This is a genomic window from Stakelama portus (assembly GCF_003171655.1).
Classification (GTDB): domain Bacteria; phylum Pseudomonadota; class Alphaproteobacteria; order Sphingomonadales; family Sphingomonadaceae; genus Sphingomonas; species Sphingomonas portus.
In genome coordinates, this window is record NZ_QFZL01000001.1 from 735,754 (window position 1) to 751,037 (window position 15,284).

The 15,284-nt window shown below is 61.4% G+C and carries 20 protein-coding genes; all 20 read left to right on the forward strand.

The window, feature by feature from the left end; translation table 11 throughout:
• The first annotated feature begins 26 nt into the window (after nucleotides 1–26).
• The 20 genes from DKB74_RS03370 (at nucleotide 27) to nuoL (ending at nucleotide 15,275) form a co-directional block, all read left to right on the forward strand.
• Nucleotides 27–401 carry an NADH-quinone oxidoreductase subunit A gene (locus DKB74_RS03370; RefSeq protein ID WP_109806658.1) on the forward strand — a complete coding sequence of 125 codons (375 nt, stop codon included), beginning with the start codon at nucleotides 27–29 and terminating at the stop codon, nucleotides 399–401.
• The gene (locus DKB74_RS03375) at nucleotides 392–931 is read left to right on the forward strand and encodes a NuoB/complex I 20 kDa subunit family protein (protein ID WP_109806659.1); all 540 of its coding nucleotides are present in this window, start codon (nucleotides 392–394) and stop codon (nucleotides 929–931) included. Before DKB74_RS03370 ends, DKB74_RS03375 begins: the two co-directional genes overlap by 10 nt.
• Complete coding sequence (locus tag DKB74_RS03380) at nucleotides 931–1,467, forward strand: hypothetical protein (protein ID WP_109806660.1); 537 nt, start codon at nucleotides 931–933, stop codon at nucleotides 1,465–1,467. Before DKB74_RS03375 ends, DKB74_RS03380 begins: the two co-directional genes overlap by 1 nt.
• On the forward strand, nucleotides 1,464–2,312 hold the full coding sequence (locus tag DKB74_RS03385) for an NADH-quinone oxidoreductase subunit C (protein WP_109806661.1): 849 nt from the start codon (nucleotides 1,464–1,466) through the stop codon (nucleotides 2,310–2,312). The genes DKB74_RS03380 and DKB74_RS03385 overlap by 4 nt, the downstream gene beginning before the upstream one ends.
• Entirely contained in the window at nucleotides 2,309–2,464 is a 156-nt protein-coding gene (locus DKB74_RS18760; RefSeq protein WP_161956786.1) for a hypothetical protein, read from the forward strand. The genes DKB74_RS03385 and DKB74_RS18760 overlap by 4 nt, the downstream gene beginning before the upstream one ends.
• Complete coding sequence (locus DKB74_RS03390; protein ID WP_109806662.1) at nucleotides 2,457–3,692, forward strand: NADH-quinone oxidoreductase subunit D; 1,236 nt, start codon at nucleotides 2,457–2,459, stop codon at nucleotides 3,690–3,692. The genes DKB74_RS18760 and DKB74_RS03390 overlap by 8 nt, the downstream gene beginning before the upstream one ends.
• Entirely contained in the window at nucleotides 3,689–3,883 is a 195-nt protein-coding gene (locus DKB74_RS03395) for a hypothetical protein (RefSeq protein ID WP_145960889.1), read from the forward strand. The genes DKB74_RS03390 and DKB74_RS03395 overlap by 4 nt, the downstream gene beginning before the upstream one ends.
• Before the next feature lie 90 nt (nucleotides 3,884–3,973).
• Nucleotides 3,974–4,213 (forward strand): hypothetical protein, encoded by a 240-nt coding sequence (locus DKB74_RS03400; protein WP_145960890.1) that lies wholly within the window; start codon nucleotides 3,974–3,976, stop codon nucleotides 4,211–4,213.
• Nucleotides 4,203–4,880 (forward strand): complex I 24 kDa subunit family protein, encoded by a 678-nt coding sequence (locus DKB74_RS03405; protein WP_109806665.1) that lies wholly within the window; start codon nucleotides 4,203–4,205, stop codon nucleotides 4,878–4,880. The genes DKB74_RS03400 and DKB74_RS03405 overlap by 11 nt, the downstream gene beginning before the upstream one ends.
• Nucleotides 4,877–5,038, forward strand: coding sequence for a hypothetical protein (locus DKB74_RS18675; RefSeq protein ID WP_154670826.1), 162 nt, complete (start codon nucleotides 4,877–4,879; stop codon nucleotides 5,036–5,038). Before DKB74_RS03405 ends, DKB74_RS18675 begins: the two co-directional genes overlap by 4 nt.
• On the forward strand, nucleotides 5,035–6,351 hold the full coding sequence (gene nuoF / locus DKB74_RS03410; RefSeq protein WP_109806666.1) for an NADH-quinone oxidoreductase subunit NuoF: 1,317 nt from the start codon (nucleotides 5,035–5,037) through the stop codon (nucleotides 6,349–6,351). The genes DKB74_RS18675 and nuoF overlap by 4 nt, the downstream gene beginning before the upstream one ends.
• Nucleotides 6,352–6,359: 8 nt before the next feature.
• The gene (locus DKB74_RS03415) at nucleotides 6,360–6,956 is read left to right on the forward strand and encodes a hypothetical protein (protein WP_145960891.1); all 597 of its coding nucleotides are present in this window, start codon (nucleotides 6,360–6,362) and stop codon (nucleotides 6,954–6,956) included.
• Between the two features lie 61 nt (nucleotides 6,957–7,017).
• Nucleotides 7,018–7,713, forward strand: coding sequence for a hypothetical protein (locus DKB74_RS03420; RefSeq protein WP_145960892.1), 696 nt, complete (start codon nucleotides 7,018–7,020; stop codon nucleotides 7,711–7,713).
• Nucleotides 7,714–7,774: 61 nt separating this feature from the next.
• On the forward strand, nucleotides 7,775–8,524 hold the full coding sequence (locus DKB74_RS03425) for a hypothetical protein (protein ID WP_109806669.1): 750 nt from the start codon (nucleotides 7,775–7,777) through the stop codon (nucleotides 8,522–8,524).
• A 9-nt stretch (nucleotides 8,525–8,533) separates the two neighbouring features.
• A complete protein-coding gene (gene nuoG, locus DKB74_RS03430) occupies nucleotides 8,534–10,540 on the forward strand; it encodes an NADH-quinone oxidoreductase subunit NuoG (RefSeq protein WP_109806670.1) in 2,007 nt (668 codons plus the stop codon).
• 112 nt (nucleotides 10,541–10,652) lie between these two features.
• On the forward strand, nucleotides 10,653–11,699 hold the full coding sequence (gene nuoH / locus DKB74_RS03435) for an NADH-quinone oxidoreductase subunit NuoH (RefSeq protein WP_109806671.1): 1,047 nt from the start codon (nucleotides 10,653–10,655) through the stop codon (nucleotides 11,697–11,699).
• 2 nt (nucleotides 11,700–11,701) lie between these two features.
• Nucleotides 11,702–12,187: an NADH-quinone oxidoreductase subunit NuoI gene (gene nuoI, locus DKB74_RS03440; protein WP_109806672.1), complete on the forward strand. Its 486-nt coding sequence runs from the start codon at nucleotides 11,702–11,704 to the stop codon at nucleotides 12,185–12,187.
• A 100-nt stretch (nucleotides 12,188–12,287) separates the two neighbouring features.
• Nucleotides 12,288–12,899 (forward strand): NADH-quinone oxidoreductase subunit J, encoded by a 612-nt coding sequence (locus DKB74_RS03445; protein ID WP_109806673.1) that lies wholly within the window; start codon nucleotides 12,288–12,290, stop codon nucleotides 12,897–12,899.
• Nucleotides 12,896–13,201: an NADH-quinone oxidoreductase subunit NuoK gene (gene nuoK, locus DKB74_RS03450; RefSeq protein WP_109806674.1), complete on the forward strand. Its 306-nt coding sequence runs from the start codon at nucleotides 12,896–12,898 to the stop codon at nucleotides 13,199–13,201. Before DKB74_RS03445 ends, nuoK begins: the two co-directional genes overlap by 4 nt.
• 7 nt (nucleotides 13,202–13,208) lie before the next feature.
• The gene (gene nuoL / locus DKB74_RS03455; protein ID WP_109806675.1) at nucleotides 13,209–15,275 is read left to right on the forward strand and encodes an NADH-quinone oxidoreductase subunit L; all 2,067 of its coding nucleotides are present in this window, start codon (nucleotides 13,209–13,211) and stop codon (nucleotides 15,273–15,275) included.
• Nucleotides 15,276–15,284: the final 9 nt, after the last annotated feature.

Genomic DNA, 15,284 nt, shown 5'->3' on the forward strand with positions numbered 1-15,284 from the left:
TGTTTCCGCAATTGCGAGAAGGCCCCTTGGTCGACCTCAGCCAATATCTGCCGATCCTGCTCTTTCTGGGCGTGGCTCTGGCGCTCTCCGCCACGTTCGTGTTTCTGCCGATGCTGGTCGCTCGCCTGACGGGCGCGCATCAGCCGACGCCGGAAAAACTGTCCGAATATGAATGCGGCTTTCCCGCGTTCGAGGATTCGCGCAGCCAGTTCGACGTGCGCTTCTATCTGGTCGCGATCCTGTTCATCGTGTTCGATCTGGAGGCGGCGTTCCTGTTCCCCTGGGCAGTGACGGTGTTCGATCTGGGCTGGGTCGCCTGGATTTCGATGATGGTGTTCATTGCCGAGCTGGCGCTTGGCCTTGTCTATGCGTGGAAAAAGGGAGCGCTGGAATGGGAGTAGATCTTACCACGCCGCCGCCGCCCGGCACTGCGCCGGACCTGGCATTCTATAACGACATCAATGCCGAGCTGGGCGACAAGGGCTTTCTGGTCACTTCGACCGAAGAGCTTTTCCAATGGGCGCGTACCGGTTCGCTGTGGTGGATGACCTTTGGTCTTGCCTGCTGCGCGGTCGAGATGATCCATGTGAACATGCCGCGTTACGACATGGAGCGGTTCGGCGCCGCGCCGCGTGCGTCTCCGCGTCAGTCGGACGTGATGATCGTCGCGGGTACGCTGTGCAACAAGATGGCGCCGGCGCTGCGCCGCGTGTACGATCAGATGTCCGAGCCGAAATATGTGATTTCGATGGGCAGCTGCGCCAATGGCGGCGGCTATTATCACTATAGCTACAGCGTCGTGCGCGGATGCGATCGCATCGTGCCGGTCGACATCTATGTCCCCGGCTGTCCGCCGACCGCCGAGGCGCTGCTTTATGGCGTGATGCAGTTGCAGCGGAAGATTCGCCGCGTCGGGACGATCGAACGGTGATGCGAGCGCTGCATATGCTGGCGGCCTGCGCTGCGCTGACTCTCTCGGGGGCGGCCAATGCGGGGCAGGATGGCTGGGCGCCGGCGACGTCCGGAACCGGGACTTTCACGATCGATACGCCGTGCACGGCCGAAGAGATTGCCGCGTTCGACAAAATGCCTTCGGTTACCGAGGGAGTCACTTTCGCGCCCAATTCGCGAATCCTGTGCCAAAAGGGCGCGTTGTTGCTGGTGGCCGGCATTTTCGAGCGGGCCGACTATCCGGAAAGCGCGCCGGCGCTGTTCGACGCGTTTCAGGAAATGATCGAGCATGACGAAAGTGGCGGCAGCATCCGGGCTTTCGACTTTCAGGGCCGGCGTGCGCTGGTCAATCGCGAAGAGGGCGATGGCGAGATCGCGCAGACCCAGTTGATCGAGCTCGATCATTCGCGACTGATCCTGATCATCGGCGGCGTTGGCGATCCGGGAGCCGATTCCGGGGCGCTGCACGCGATGGTCGATCGCATCTTTGATTCCGTCCGGATAAACGAGCAATGACGCAGCGCCACCCTGCACCCAAATTCGCGCCCAATGACGGCGTGATCGACACCGCGACTTCGGCGCTGGGCGCCATGTTGCTTGCCAGCGAGGACAGCGTCGGCGAAGTCAATCTGACGCTGGCGCGCGAAACGCTGGTCGATGCCATGATCGCGCTGCGCGATACGCCGGGCCTTGAATATCAGATGCTGATGGAAATCGCCGGCGTCGATTATCCGTCGCGTCCCGAGCGGTTCGAAGTCGTCTATATGCTGCTCAGCCTGACGCGGAACCACCGCATCAAGGTGAAGGTGATCACCGACGAAGTGAAGCCGGTGCCGAGCGTGACGGGCATCTGGCCGGTCGCAGGCTGGCTCGAGCGCGAAGTGTACGACATGTACGGCGTGTTGTTCGAAGGCAATCCGGACCTGCGCCGCATCCTGACCGATTATGGCTTTGTCGGCCATCCGCAGCGCAAGGACTTCCCGCTCTCGGGCTATGTCGAGCTGCGTTATTCCGAAGAAGCCAAGCGCGTCGTCTATGAGCCGGTGCAGCTGGCGCAGGATTTCCGCAATTTCGATTTCATGAGCCCATGGGAAGGCGCCGAATATATCCTTCCCGGCGATGAGAAGGCGGACGGCAAGCTGCCCGAAGCCAAGGGCGCGCCGACGCCGCTCAAGGCCGATGAAATCAAGAAGGCCGACGAGGCTGCCGACAAGAAGGCAGCGCCCAAGGCCGAAACGCCCAAGACGAGCGAAAGCACGGCGCAGACCGGGGCCGGCGAACCCGATCCTGGCAACCAGCCCGAGGATAAACCCAAGGACCCCGATGTGGTGCCTCCGAAAGACGGGGGTAAGGACGCATGAGCATAGTTGCTTCTCACCAGCCGCCGTTTGCCCTGAGCTTGTCGAAGGGCTGTTCTTCTTCTTTCTGCGTTGCGCAAAAGGCAGGGCAGGGCTTCGACAAGCTCAGCCCGAACGGGTTTGCTGAACCCGGCGCGGAGGCGTTCCATGGCTGATTATATCGACGAAATCGAAGGCAAGACCGACGCGGAAGATCCGACGGTCGGCGATACGGCGATTGCCAATTACACGATCAATTTCGGTCCGCAGCATCCGGCGGCGCATGGCGTGCTGCGGCTGGTCATGGAGCTGGACGGTGAGATCGTCGAGCGCGTCGATCCGCATGTCGGGCTGCTTCATCGCGGCACCGAAAAGCTGATCGAGTACAAGACCTATACCCAGGCGATGCCCTATATGGATCGCCTCGATTATTGCTCGCCGCTCTGCATGGAGCATAGCTTCGTGCTTGCGGTCGAAAAGCTGCTCGACCTCGAAGTGCCGATCCGCGCGCAATATCTGCGCGTGTTCTTCGCCGAGCTGACGCGCATTTCGAACCATATGCTGAACCTGGGTTCGCATGTCATGGACGTCGGCGCGATGACGCCGAACCTGTGGATGTTCGAGCTGCGCGAGGATTGCCTCAATTTCTTCGAGCGCGTTTCGGGCGCGCGGATGCACTCCAACTATTATCGCGTCGGCGGCGTCCATCAGGATGCGCCGTTGAAGCTGCTCACCGATATCGGCGACTGGCTCGACACGCGGCTGCCGCGGCTGTTCGGCGATGCGATCAGTCTGGTCGCGGAAAACCGCATCTTCAAGCAGCGCAATGTCGATATCGCCGTGGTCAGCCGCGAAGATGCGATGCGCTGGGGCTTTTCGGGTCCGATGATCCGCGCGGCGGGCATCCCCTGGGATATCCGCAAGGCGCAGCCTTACGATGTGTACGACCGGATGGAATTCGACATTCCCGTCGGCACCAAGGGCGATTGCTATGATCGCTTCATGGTCCGCGTGAAGGAAGTGTATGAATCCGCGAAGATCATGAAACAATGCCTCGCGGAAATGCCCGAAGGCCCGACCATGACGCTCGACCGCAAGGTCGGCCCGCCCAAGCGCGGCGAGATGAAGCATTCGATGGAAGCGCTGATCCATCACTTCAAGCTCTACAGCGAAGGCTATCACGTCCCCGCAGGCGAAGTGTATGTCGCGACCGAAAGCCCCAAGGGCGAGTTCGGCATCTATATGGTGAGCGACGGCACCAACAAGCCGTATCGCTGCAAGATCCGCCCGACTGCGTTCAGCCATCTTCAGGCGTTCGATTTCATGGGCAAGGGCCATATGCTTGCCGACACCACCGCCATTCTTGGCGCGATGGATATCGTGTTCGGGGAGTGTGACCGGTGAGCAAGCCTATGCTGGTCTCTTTGCTCTTGGCTGCGCTCGCTGCGGCCGGTGTGCTTGCAGCCACCATTGGCTATCTGCCCGTATGGGCGCAGGTGATGGCTGGCGGCGTGATCGTTGTGTCGATCGCTAATCTTCTGGTGCTTTCCCTGACTGGAAAAGACATTTCGAGTTGGAGCCGCAATGGCCGCTAAAACCATCCCCGATACCCCGGAAATCCGCGAGCGCTGGTCGGGCTTTGCCTGGACCAAGGCGAATGCGCGCGCATACGGGGAGTGTGACCGGTGAGCAAAGGCGTCTGGGCTCTCCGGTTGATTGTCGCGCTTTGTGCGGCGGCGGTCCTCATGGCGACTGTTCTGCCGAATTTCCTGAGCGGTCAGGGCGTCGACATTCTGCCGTTCAAATGGATGACGGTGTTTTACGGCGGGATAGCGTTGCTTGGCCTGGTAGGATTGGGGCCGATCTGGCTGATTGTTGAGACGACGATATTCGCTTCCAAAAGGCAAATGAACGATGGCCGCTAAAACCATCCCCGATACCCCGGAAATCCGTGAGCGCTGGTCGGGCTTTGCCTGGACCAAGGCGAATGCCGCCAAGGCGAAGGAAATCCGTTCGCGCTATCCCGAGGGGCGTCAGCAAAGCTGTACCATTCCCTATCTCGACCTTGCCCAGCGGCAGGTGGGTGCGGAGACCGATACGCAGGGCTGGCTGCCGATCCCGGTGATCGAGTTCGTCGCGAAGGAACTCGATCTGGCGGTGATCCGCGTGCTCGAAGTCGCCAGCTTCTACACGATGTTCAACCTCAATCCGGTCGGCAAGCATCATGTTCAGGTGTGCGGCACCACGCCGTGCTGGCTGCGCGGCAGCGACGAAGTGTTCCGCGCGTGCAAGGACAAGGGCATGGTGAAGGGCCATACTACCGAGGATGGCCTGTTCACGCTGACCGAAGTCGAATGCATGGGCAATTGCGCCTCCGCACCGATGGTCCAGATCAACGACGATAATTTCGAGGATCTGAACTACGAACGCACCACCGCGATCCTGAACGCGCTGGCAAAGGGCGAAAGCCCCAGGCCCGGCACGCAGGAGCCGGGTCGTCATACCGTCGAGCCGGTCGGTGAACCGACCAATCTGGCGGCGATGCAGACCGAAAACCACGATTATCGTGGCGAGTGGGAGAAGACGGTATGAACAAGAATCTGATCGTCACCATCCTTGCCATCATTGGCGGCATCGTCGTGCTGGGCTGGGTGCTCAAGCTGACCATCAATCTGATCGGCCCGCTGCTGCTGATCGGGCTGGCGGTGCTGGTGTATCTCGTATTCTTCAAGGACAAGTCGAACCGATGAGCGACTTCACGCCTCTCGCCGACAAGGATCGCATCTTCACCAATGTCTATGGCTTTCAGCCGTGGAACATCGATGCTGCGATGAAGCGTGGCGACTGGGACAATACAAAGGCGCTGCTGGACCTCGGCAACGATACGATCATCGATCGGATCAAGGCTTCGGGTCTGCGCGGGCGCGGCGGGGCAGGGTTCCCGACCGGCGTCAAATGGGGCTTCATGCCCAAGAATCCGACGCCCGAACGTCCGAGCTTCCTCGTCATCAATGCCGATGAATCCGAGCCGGGTTCGTGCAAGGATCGCGAGATCATCCGTCACGATCCGCACAAGCTGCTCGAAGGGGCGCTGGTCGCTGGTTTCGCGATGCGTGCGCGGGCTGCCTATATCTATATTCGCGGCGAATATATCCGCGAGGCCGAAACGCTCTTCGCGGCGATTGCCGAAGCCTATGACAAGGGCTTTCTGGGCAAGAATGCCTGTGGCTCGGGCTATGATTTCGACGTTTTCTGCCATCGCGGCGCGGGTGCCTATATCTGCGGCGAAGAGACTGCGATGCTCGAAAGCCTGGAAGGCAAGAAGGGCCAGCCGCGGCTGAAGCCGCCATTCCCGGCAGGGGCGGGCCTCTATGGCTGTCCGACGACGGTGAACAATGTCGAATCGATCGCGGTCGCGCCGACGATCCTGCGGCGCGGACCCGAATGGTTCTCAAGCTTCGGGCGGGAGAATAACAAGGGCACCAAGCTGTTTCAGATCAGCGGCCATGTGAACCGGCCCTGCGTCGTCGAGGAATCGATGTCGATTCCGTTCCGCGAGCTGATCGAGCGGCATTGCGGCGGCATTCGCGGCGGTTGGGACAATCTGCTCGCAGTGATCCCCGGCGGTTCTTCGGTGCCGCTGGTTCCGGCGGCGCAGATCATGGACGCGCCGATGGATTTCGACGGGCTGAAGGAACTCGGCTCGGGCCTTGGTACCGCCGCCGTCATCGTGATGGACAAGTCCACCGACATTGTTCAGGCGATCAGCCGCATCAGCTATTTCTACAAGCACGAAAGCTGTGGCCAGTGCACGCCGTGCCGCGAAGGCACCGGCTGGATGTGGCGGGTGATGGAACGGCTGCGGACGGGTGACGCCGATATCAGCGAGATCGACACGCTGTTCCAGGTGACCAAGCAGGTCGAAGGCCACACCATCTGTGCGCTGGGCGATGCGGCGGCATGGCCGATCCAGGGCCTGATCCGCCATTTCCGCCCCGAACTGGAGCGGCGTATCAATGAAAAAAATGGTGGCCCGGCGCCCCAGCTTCAGGCGGCGGAGTAAGCGAGGCGATGCTCTCCTTGTTTCTGTCCCCATTGCTGGCGGTGGCCCCCGTCGCGGAGGATGCGCAGACCTATTCGGTGCTGGCGCAGTTCGCGAAGTGTGTCGTGCGTCGCGAGCGGGAAATCGCGCGTGCGCTGCTGGCCGTGCCGAGTGGAAGCAATGAAGAGGGTGAATTGATGAGCGATCTCGTCAGCGGGCGTTGTTTGCCGGCCGGCATCCAGATGTTGCGAATGCAGTCCAGCACCTATCGTGCGGCGATCGCCGAAGCGTTGTTCGTTGCTGACCGCAAGGACGGCATGACCTTTCCCGTACTCGGGGATGCGCCTCCGCTTGCCGGTTTGGCGGGGCATGAAATGGGCATCGCATTTGCGCAATGCGTGGCGCGGGCGGATCGCGTGGATGCCGAAGCGCTGTTCGCCACCGAGATCGAATCGCCCGAGGAACTGGAAGTGGTGGGGAGGCTGCAGCCGATGCTCAATCCCTGCCTAGGCGAGGGGCGGTCGTTGCGGCTCAATCGCGCGTCGCTACGCGGGTTGCTTGCCGAGGCGATGTATCGCGATTTGCATATGGCCGTTTCGCCGGAAACGAATGGGCCGGTTAATTGAGAAGTTTGTCGTGTGGCGAGAATGTAGCGGTGCTGCCGCGTTATTAGGGGAGCGGAAAAAAATGCGTTACGGATTGGCTGGACTGGCCGGTGGTTTGGCGATGATGATCGGCGCGACCTTGGCGACGTCGGCTTCCGCGCAGGGGGAAACCGCGGCGCAGGTGCGACCGGGCAGCGAAACCGCATCGCGCGTGTCGGCGAACGACTGGCGTGAGGCCAAGCGCTTTGGAATGTGCGTTGCTGGCAGCAATCTGAACGAAGCCCGGATCATGATCGATCAGGGGCTGACGGACGAATCGGTCGAGCACCGGTCGCCAGCGCGCTTCCTCAATCGGTTCCAGGGCTGTGTCGCGTCGCGCAACGCGTTGAGCTCGGTCCTGTTCTATGGAGGGCTTGCCGAAGGGGTTCTGGCCGAACAGGCCGATGTCGTCGCGACGCTTGCGCCCGGCTCGACCGAACAGGTTACGGCCTATATCAAGGGCATCAATCCGCGTTTCTATGGTGCAACCGGAGACAGGCCTACGATTCAGCTTGCCACCGAATGTCGCGTCGGCTTTGCGCCGGGACAGGCGCGGGCAGTGTTGGAATTCGAACCCGGCACGCCGGAATATGATCAGGCTGTCAATGTGTTGCGGGCCGCGACGCCGCAATGCGCCGAAATCGACAAGGACGTGACGCGTGACGTTTATATTGAACGCGCGTATCTGAATATCGCACTCTATCACTGGATGCGGTTCAGAACGGAAAGCGCATCCTGAGCGACTGCTTAATAGCGGAGTAATCCGAATTTCAACGGCAAGTCATGCGAAGGAGGAAGTCATGCAGAAATCGGTATTTCTAACATTTGTTGCGATCACCGCATCAATGGCCACGGCGCAGTCGGCCAATGCGCAGAGCCGGCCGGTGTACGACCGGGAAATTCCTTCTCGCGGCGCATATGAAGTGGATGCCGCCGGAAATCGCCTGGCCCGCAGCTCCGGCGCGTTTCACAAGGCCGATGGTGAGCAGAATCGCGATTTCGAACTGGCGCGCGCCTTTGCCTCCTGCGCGGTAGGCATGGGCGAAGCACGGACACGCTTGCTGCTCGATCAGGAAGTGCCGGCGAAACACGCTTCGCGTCAGGCCGAGGATTCATATTTTTCGCGCCTGCGCAATTGCGCAACGCAGGATAATGTTCAGATCGATCGCGTCTTTCTTCGTGGCGCACTGTCCGAAGCGTTGATCTTGGACAGCGTTCCGGCGGAGTCGCTAAAGGCTGCGGCGAGCGGCGACGAGGTCATCGCTTTCGTTCGTGGCGTGTCGGTGGCCGACAGCTCGATGGAAAATCCGCTGACTCTTTTGCAGCTCAGCTATGAATGCCGGGTAGCTGCCGAACCGGTGCGCGCACGCACGGTGCTTGAAAAAACGCCGGGTTCCGGCGAAGAGGCGGCTGCGCTGACCGCGCTCAAAATCGCAACGCCCAGCTGCGACTCGATCGAGGAGCCGGAAGGCACCACCAATTTCTTCCGGCGCAGCTTTGTTGCGCGGGCGCTCTATCACTGGAGCAGCTTTGAATCCTGGGGCAGGTAAAGATCTGAAATGCCTAAACTGACCGTTGACGGAATCGAAGTGGAAGTGCCGCAGGGCGCAACCGTGCTTCAGGCCTGTGAGGCCGCTGGCAAGGAAATTCCGCGCTTCTGCTATCATGAGCGGCTGTCGATTGCCGGCAATTGCCGCATGTGTCTGGTCGAAGTGAAGCCGGGACCGCCCAAGCCGCAGGCTTCGTGCGCGCTTCCGGCTGGCGACGGTCAGGAAATCCGCACCGATACGCCGATGGTCAAGGCTGCCCGCGAAGGCGTGCTCGAATTCCTGCTGATCAATCATCCGCTTGATTGCCCGATCTGCGATCAGGGCGGCGAATGCGATCTGCAGGACGAGACCATGGCCTATGGCAAGGGCCATTCGCGCTATCAGGAAAACAAGCGCGCGGTTACCGAGAAATATATGGGTCCCATCGTCAAGACGGTGATGACTCGCTGCATTCACTGCACCCGCTGCATCCGGTTTACCGAAGAGGTTGCAGGCGGCGAGGAAATCGGCGCGATTTTCCGCGGCGAGGATATGCAGATCACCAGCTATCTTGAGCATGCGGTGAAGAGCGAGCTGTCGGGCAATGTCGTCGATCTGTGCCCGGTCGGCGCGCTGACGAGCAAGCCCTATGCGTTCGAAGCGCGGCCGTGGGAGCTCAAGAAGACGATGGCGATCGACGTCATGGACGCGGTCGGCACCAATATCCGCCTCGATAGCCGTGGGCGCGGCGTGCTGCGCGCGCTGCCGCGGATCAACGAGGACGTGAATGAGGAATGGGCGCACGACAAGACGCGCCACGCGGTTGACGGCCTGTCGCATCGCCGCCTCGACAAACCCTATGTCCGCCGCGACGGCAAGCTGGTCGCCGCAAGCTGGGAAGACGCTTTTGCCGCGATCGCTTCGGCCGCGAAAAAGGCAAAGGACAGCGTTGCCGCGATCGCCGGCGATCTGGTCGATTGCGAAACCATGTATGCCGCCAAGGCACTGGTAAATTCGCTCGGTTCGACGCTGATCGAAGGGCGCCAGACCGGCATGGATTATGACGTCACCAATCTGGCGGCGGTCAATTTCAACACCACCATCGCGGGCACCGAAGAAGCGGACGTGATCCTGCTGATCGGCACCAATTTGCGCTGGGAAGCGTCGCTGGTGAACACCCGCGTGCGCAAGGCGATCAAGCGCGGCGCCAAGGTGTTCGCGATCGGGCCGGAAGTCGACCTGACCTATAAGGTCGAATGGCTCGGCAATGATCTGAGCCTGCTCGGCAAGCTGCCCAAGGCGGTCAAGGACGCGTTCAAGGGCGCCGAAAAGCCGATGGTGATCGTCGGCGGCGCGGCGCTGAAGAACGGGCACGGCGCGGCGCTCGGCCTCGTCAAGACGCTCGGCCTCGTGAAAGAGGGCTGGAACGGTTTCAACGTGCTGCATTTCTCGGCGGCGCGGATGGGCGGGCTGATGCTCGGCTATGCGCAGCCGGGTGGCATTGCCGATGTGGTTGCGGCCAAGCCCAAGCTCGCCTTCTTCCTTGGCGCCGACGAAGTCGACTTCAAGGCGTTCAAGTCGAGCTACAAGGTCTATATCGGGCATCATGGCGATGCCGGTGCGCATGCGGCGGACGTGATCCTGCCGGGCGCGAGCTATGCCGAAAAGCCGGGTACTTATGTGAATATCGAAGGGCGCGTGCAGCGCGGCGATCGCGCCGTGTTCCCGCCGGGCGATGCGCGCGAGGACTGGACGATCCTGCGCGCGCTGTCCGAAGCTTTGGGCCGGACGCTGCCGTTCGACAGCTATGGCGCGTTGCGTGCGCAGATGTTCGCCGATGTGCCTGCGCTGGCGAATGAAGGGCTGGCGCGCTTCGAATGGGCGCCGCCGAGCCTCGACGCCAAGGCGGAAGGCGAAGTCGCCTATCCGATCCGTGATTTCTACCTCACCAACGCGATCTGCCGCGCGAGCCCGACGATGCAGCGCTGCTCGGCGGAACTTGTCCATGGCGAGGAATTTGCGGAGGCAGCGGAATGACGGTTCTTGCAAATGGCCCGTTGGTCCCGAGCGCAGTCGAGGGACCTGCCGCAGACGATATGCAAATGTGTTTCGACTTCGCTCGACACGAACGGGTTAAGGGGAGCGCCCTGTGACCAGCTGGTTTACCGCTCTTGGCCTGCCGTTCGGCTGGGCCTGGTTCATCGCGACGATCATCGACATATTGCTGATCGCACTGCCGCTGATGCTGGCGGTGGCGATGATCATCTATGCCGATCGCAAGATCTGGGCGGCGATGGCGCTGCGCAAGGGGCCGAATGTCGTCGGTCCGTTCGGTCTGCTCCAGTCGTTCGCCGACGGCCTCAAGGTGTTCCTGCAGGAAACGATCATTCCGGCGGCGGCGAACAAGGGGCTGTTCCTGCTCGCGCCGATCATCACCTTCACGGTCGCGCTGATCGTCTGGGCGGTGGTGCCGTTTCAGGCGGGATGGGCGCTGGCGAATATCAATGTCGGCCTGCTGTACGTGCTCGCGGCGTCGTCGCTCGGGGTCTATGGGATCATCCTCGCGGGTTGGGCATCGAACTCCAAATATCCCTTCTACTCCGCCATCCGCGCTGCGGCACAGATGGTGTCCTACGAAGTCTCGATCGGCTTCGTGCTGATCGCGATGGTGCTGTGGGCGGGGACGTTCAACCTGGGCGGTATCGTCGAGGGGCAGAAGGGGCATATCCTCGGCATCTTCAATGCCTATGGCCTCAATCCGCTGCTCTTCCCGATGGCGGTGGTGTTCTTCATCTCGAGCCTTGCCGAAACGCAGCGCGCGCCGTTCGACTTGACCGAGGCGGAGAGCGAGCTCGTCGCCGGATATCAGACCGAATATTCGTCGATGGCGTTCGCGCTCTACTGGCTCGGCGAATATGCCAACGTCATCCTGATGTGCACGCTCAACGCGACGCTGTTCTGGGGCGGTTATCTGCCCCCGATCGACTGGGCGCCGCTCTATTATGTGCCGGGCATCCTCTGGCTGTTCGCCAAGATCCTGTTCTTCTTCTTCTGCTTCAGCTGGGTGAAGGCGACGGTCCCGCGCTATCGCTATGACCAGCTGATGCGGCTGGGCTGGAAGGTTTTCCTGCCGCTGTCGTTGTTCTTCGTGTTCCTCGTGTCGGGCTATCTGATGCTGACGCGGGTGGGGATCTGATTATGAGCTTCGCGCAAACCATCCGCTCCTTCACGCTGTGGGAGTTTATCAAGGCGCATGCGCTGACCTTGAGCTACTTCTTCAAGCCCAAGGCGACGATCAACTATCCGTACGAGAAGAACCCGATCTCGCCGCGGTTCCGGGGCGAGCATGCGCTGCGCCGCTATCCGAACGGCGAAGAGCGCTGCATCGCGTGCAAGCTGTGCGAAGCGATCTGTCCGGCGCTGGCGATCACGATCGAGGCCGAGCCGCGCGAGGACGGCAGCCGCCGCACGACTCGCTACGACATCGATATGGTGAAGTGCATCTATTGCGGGCTGTGCCAGGAGGCGTGCCCGGTGGATGCGATCGTCGAGGGGCCGAATTTCGAATTCGCCACGGAAACGCGTGAGGAGCTGGTTTACCACAAGGAAAAACTGCTCGCGAACGGCGACCGGTGGGAAAGCGCCATCGCGGCGAACCTTGCCGCCGACGCGCCGTATCGTTAAGCGGCATGCCAATCGATTCTAACCCGTTCGGGCTGAGCCTGTCGAAGCCCGCCCTTCGGCAAGCTCAGGGCCAACGGCGCCTTGGGGGCAAGGTTTCACTGTGATCCAGGCAATCGCCTTTTACCTGTTCGCATTCGTCGTCATCGCGTCCGCGGTGATGGTGATTTTCTCACGCAACCCGGTCCATTCGGTGCTGTGGCTGATCCTGGCGTTCTTCAACGCCGCCGGGTTGATGCTGATCGCCGGGGCCGAGTTCATCGCGATGCTGCTCGTCATTGTATATGTCGGCGCGGTCGCGGTGCTGTTCCTGTTCGTCGTGATGATGCTGAACATCGATTTCGCCGAGCTGCGTGCCGGTGTCGCGCGCTATGCCGCAGTGGGGCTGGCGCTCGCCGTCGCACTGGTCGCGGAAATCATCATCGCGGTTAGCGCGTGGAAGGTCGGCGGGATCGAGCTGGGCCGCCGCATCGCCGCCACGGATGAGAGCATTCCGAATATCGAAGCGGTCGGACGGCTGCTCTATTCGCGTTATCTGTTCGCGTTCGAAGCGGCGGGGCTGATCCTGCTGGTGGCGATGATCGGTGCGATCGTGCTCACCTATCGCCATCGCGCGGGCGTCAAGCCGCAGAATATCAGCGCCCAGATCAATCGCCGGTCGAAAGACGCGGTGCGAATGGTCGACGCGCCCGTCGGTAAGGGAGTCGAGCTGTGATCGGCGTCACCCACTATCTGGTCGTTGCGGCGATCCTGTTCACGCTCGGCGTGCTCGGCATCTTCCTCAACCGCAAGAATCTGATCGTCATCCTGATGGCGATCGAGCTGATCCTGCTGGCGGTGAATATCAATCTCGTCGCCTTTTCCGCCGCGCTGGGCGACATGGTGGGTCAGGTGTTCGCGATGTTCGTGCTGACCGTTGCCGCCGGCGAAGCGGCGATCGGCCTCGCCATTCTCGTCATCTATTTCCGCAGCCGTGGATCCATCGCGGTCGACGACGTCAACCGGATGAAGGGGTAAACGTCCGGTGCAAGCCATCCATTTCATCATCGCGCTGCCGCTGCTGGCGTTCATCGTCGCTGGCCTGAGCAACCGCGCATTCGGCATCGCTTTCCCGAAGCTGGTGACCACCGGTGCGCTGTTCATCGCCTGCGCGCTCAGCTGGTCGATCTTCATCCCGTTCCTGACGGGCGGCGGCAGCGAAAGCGTCGCGCCGGTATTTACCTGGATCGAATCGGGCAAACTCGACGTCAGCTGGGGCCTGCGCGTCGATGCGCTGACGGCAGTGATGCTGGTGGTGATCACCAGCGTGTCGGCGCTCGTCCACCTCTATAGCTGGGGCTATATGAGCGAGGACCCGGATCAGCCGCGTTTCTTCGCCTATCTCTCGCTCTTCACCTTCGCGATGCTGATGCTCGTGACCGCCGACAATCTGCTCCAGATGTTCTTCGGCTGGGAAGGGGTGGGGCTCGCATCCTATCTGCTGATCGGTTTCTGGTTCAAGAAACCGAGCGCAAACGCGGCCGCGATCAAGGCGTTCGTCGTCAACCGCGTCGGCGATCTTGGCTTCATGATGGGGATTTTCGGCACCTTCCTGGTGTTCGGGACGATTTCGATCCCGGCGATCCTGGAAGCCGCGCCTGGCATGGCCGGATCGACGATCGGGTTCCTGGGTATGCGCATCGATACGATGACATTGCTCTGCATCCTGTTGTTCATCGGCGCGATGGGCAAATCGGCTCAGCTTGGCCTGCACACCTGGTTGCCCGACGCGATGGAGGGCCCGACTCCGGTGTCGGCGCTGATCCACGCCGCGACGATGGTTACCGCGGGCGTGTTCATGGTGTGCCGCCTGTCGCCGATGTTCGAAACCAGCCACGCGGCGATGACCTTCATCACCGCGATCGGCGCCGCGACTTGTTTCTTCGCGGCGACGGTCGGCGTCGTGCAGACCGATATCAAGCGCGTCATCGCCTATTCGACCTGTTCGCAGCTCGGCTATATGTTCTTCGCTGCGGGCGTCGGCATGTATGGCGCGGCGATGTTCCACCTGTTCACCCACGCCTTTTTCAAGGCGCTGCTGTTCCTGGGTGCCGGTTCGGTGATCCACGCGATGCATCACGAGCAGGACATGCGCTATTATGGCGGACTGCGGAAAAAGATCCCGGTGACCTATTGGACGATGATGGCCGGCACGCTGGCGATCACCGGCGTCGGGATTCCCGGCAGCCTGTTCGGGTTCTTCAACATCGGCTTTGCCGGTTTCCATTCGAAGGACGCGATCATCGAAGCGGCCTATGCGGCGGGGGCGACTCCGGCATTCTGGGTCGGCGTGTTCGTGGCGCTGCTCACCAGCTTCTATAGCTGGCGTCTGGTGTTCCTGACATTCCACGGCAAACCGCGCTGGGCGGGCAGCGAGCATATCCAGCACGCCGTCCATGATGCGCATGGCCATCACGACCATCCGGCCGAAGAGGATGCGGGGCACGAACCCGATCCCCATGGCGCGACGCATGACGAAGTCACCGATGGCACGGGCGGATATCATCCGCACGAAAGCCCGGCGGTGATGCTGATCCCGCTGCTGGTCCTGACGATCGGTGCGGTGTTCGCAGGCTTCGTCTTCCACAGCTATTTCATCGAGGCCGACGGCAATTTCTGGAACGGCAGCCTGTTCTTCGACGAACATCTGGCGCATGCGATGCATGAAGTGCCGGTGTGGGTGAAACTGTCGGCGACGGTGGCGATGCTGATCGGCCTGCTGATCGGATGGCTTGCCTACATCCGCAACCCCGCATTCCCGGCAAAGGCGGCGGAGACGTTCAGCGTGCTGCACACCTTCCTGCTGCGGAAATGGTATTTCGACGAACTGTACAATGTCGTGTTCGTGAAACCCGCGCTGTGGATCGGTCGCGTCCTGTGGAAGGGTGGCGACGAGGGAACGATCGACCGGCTCGGCCCCAACGGGCTGGCCTGGGCGATCCAGCGCGGCAGTGGAATCGCGAGCAGGCTGCAATCGGGATATGTCTATACTTATGCCTTCGTCATGCTGATCGGGCTTACCGCCGCGATCACCTGGGTCATCACGCGGTAAGGGGCCCGG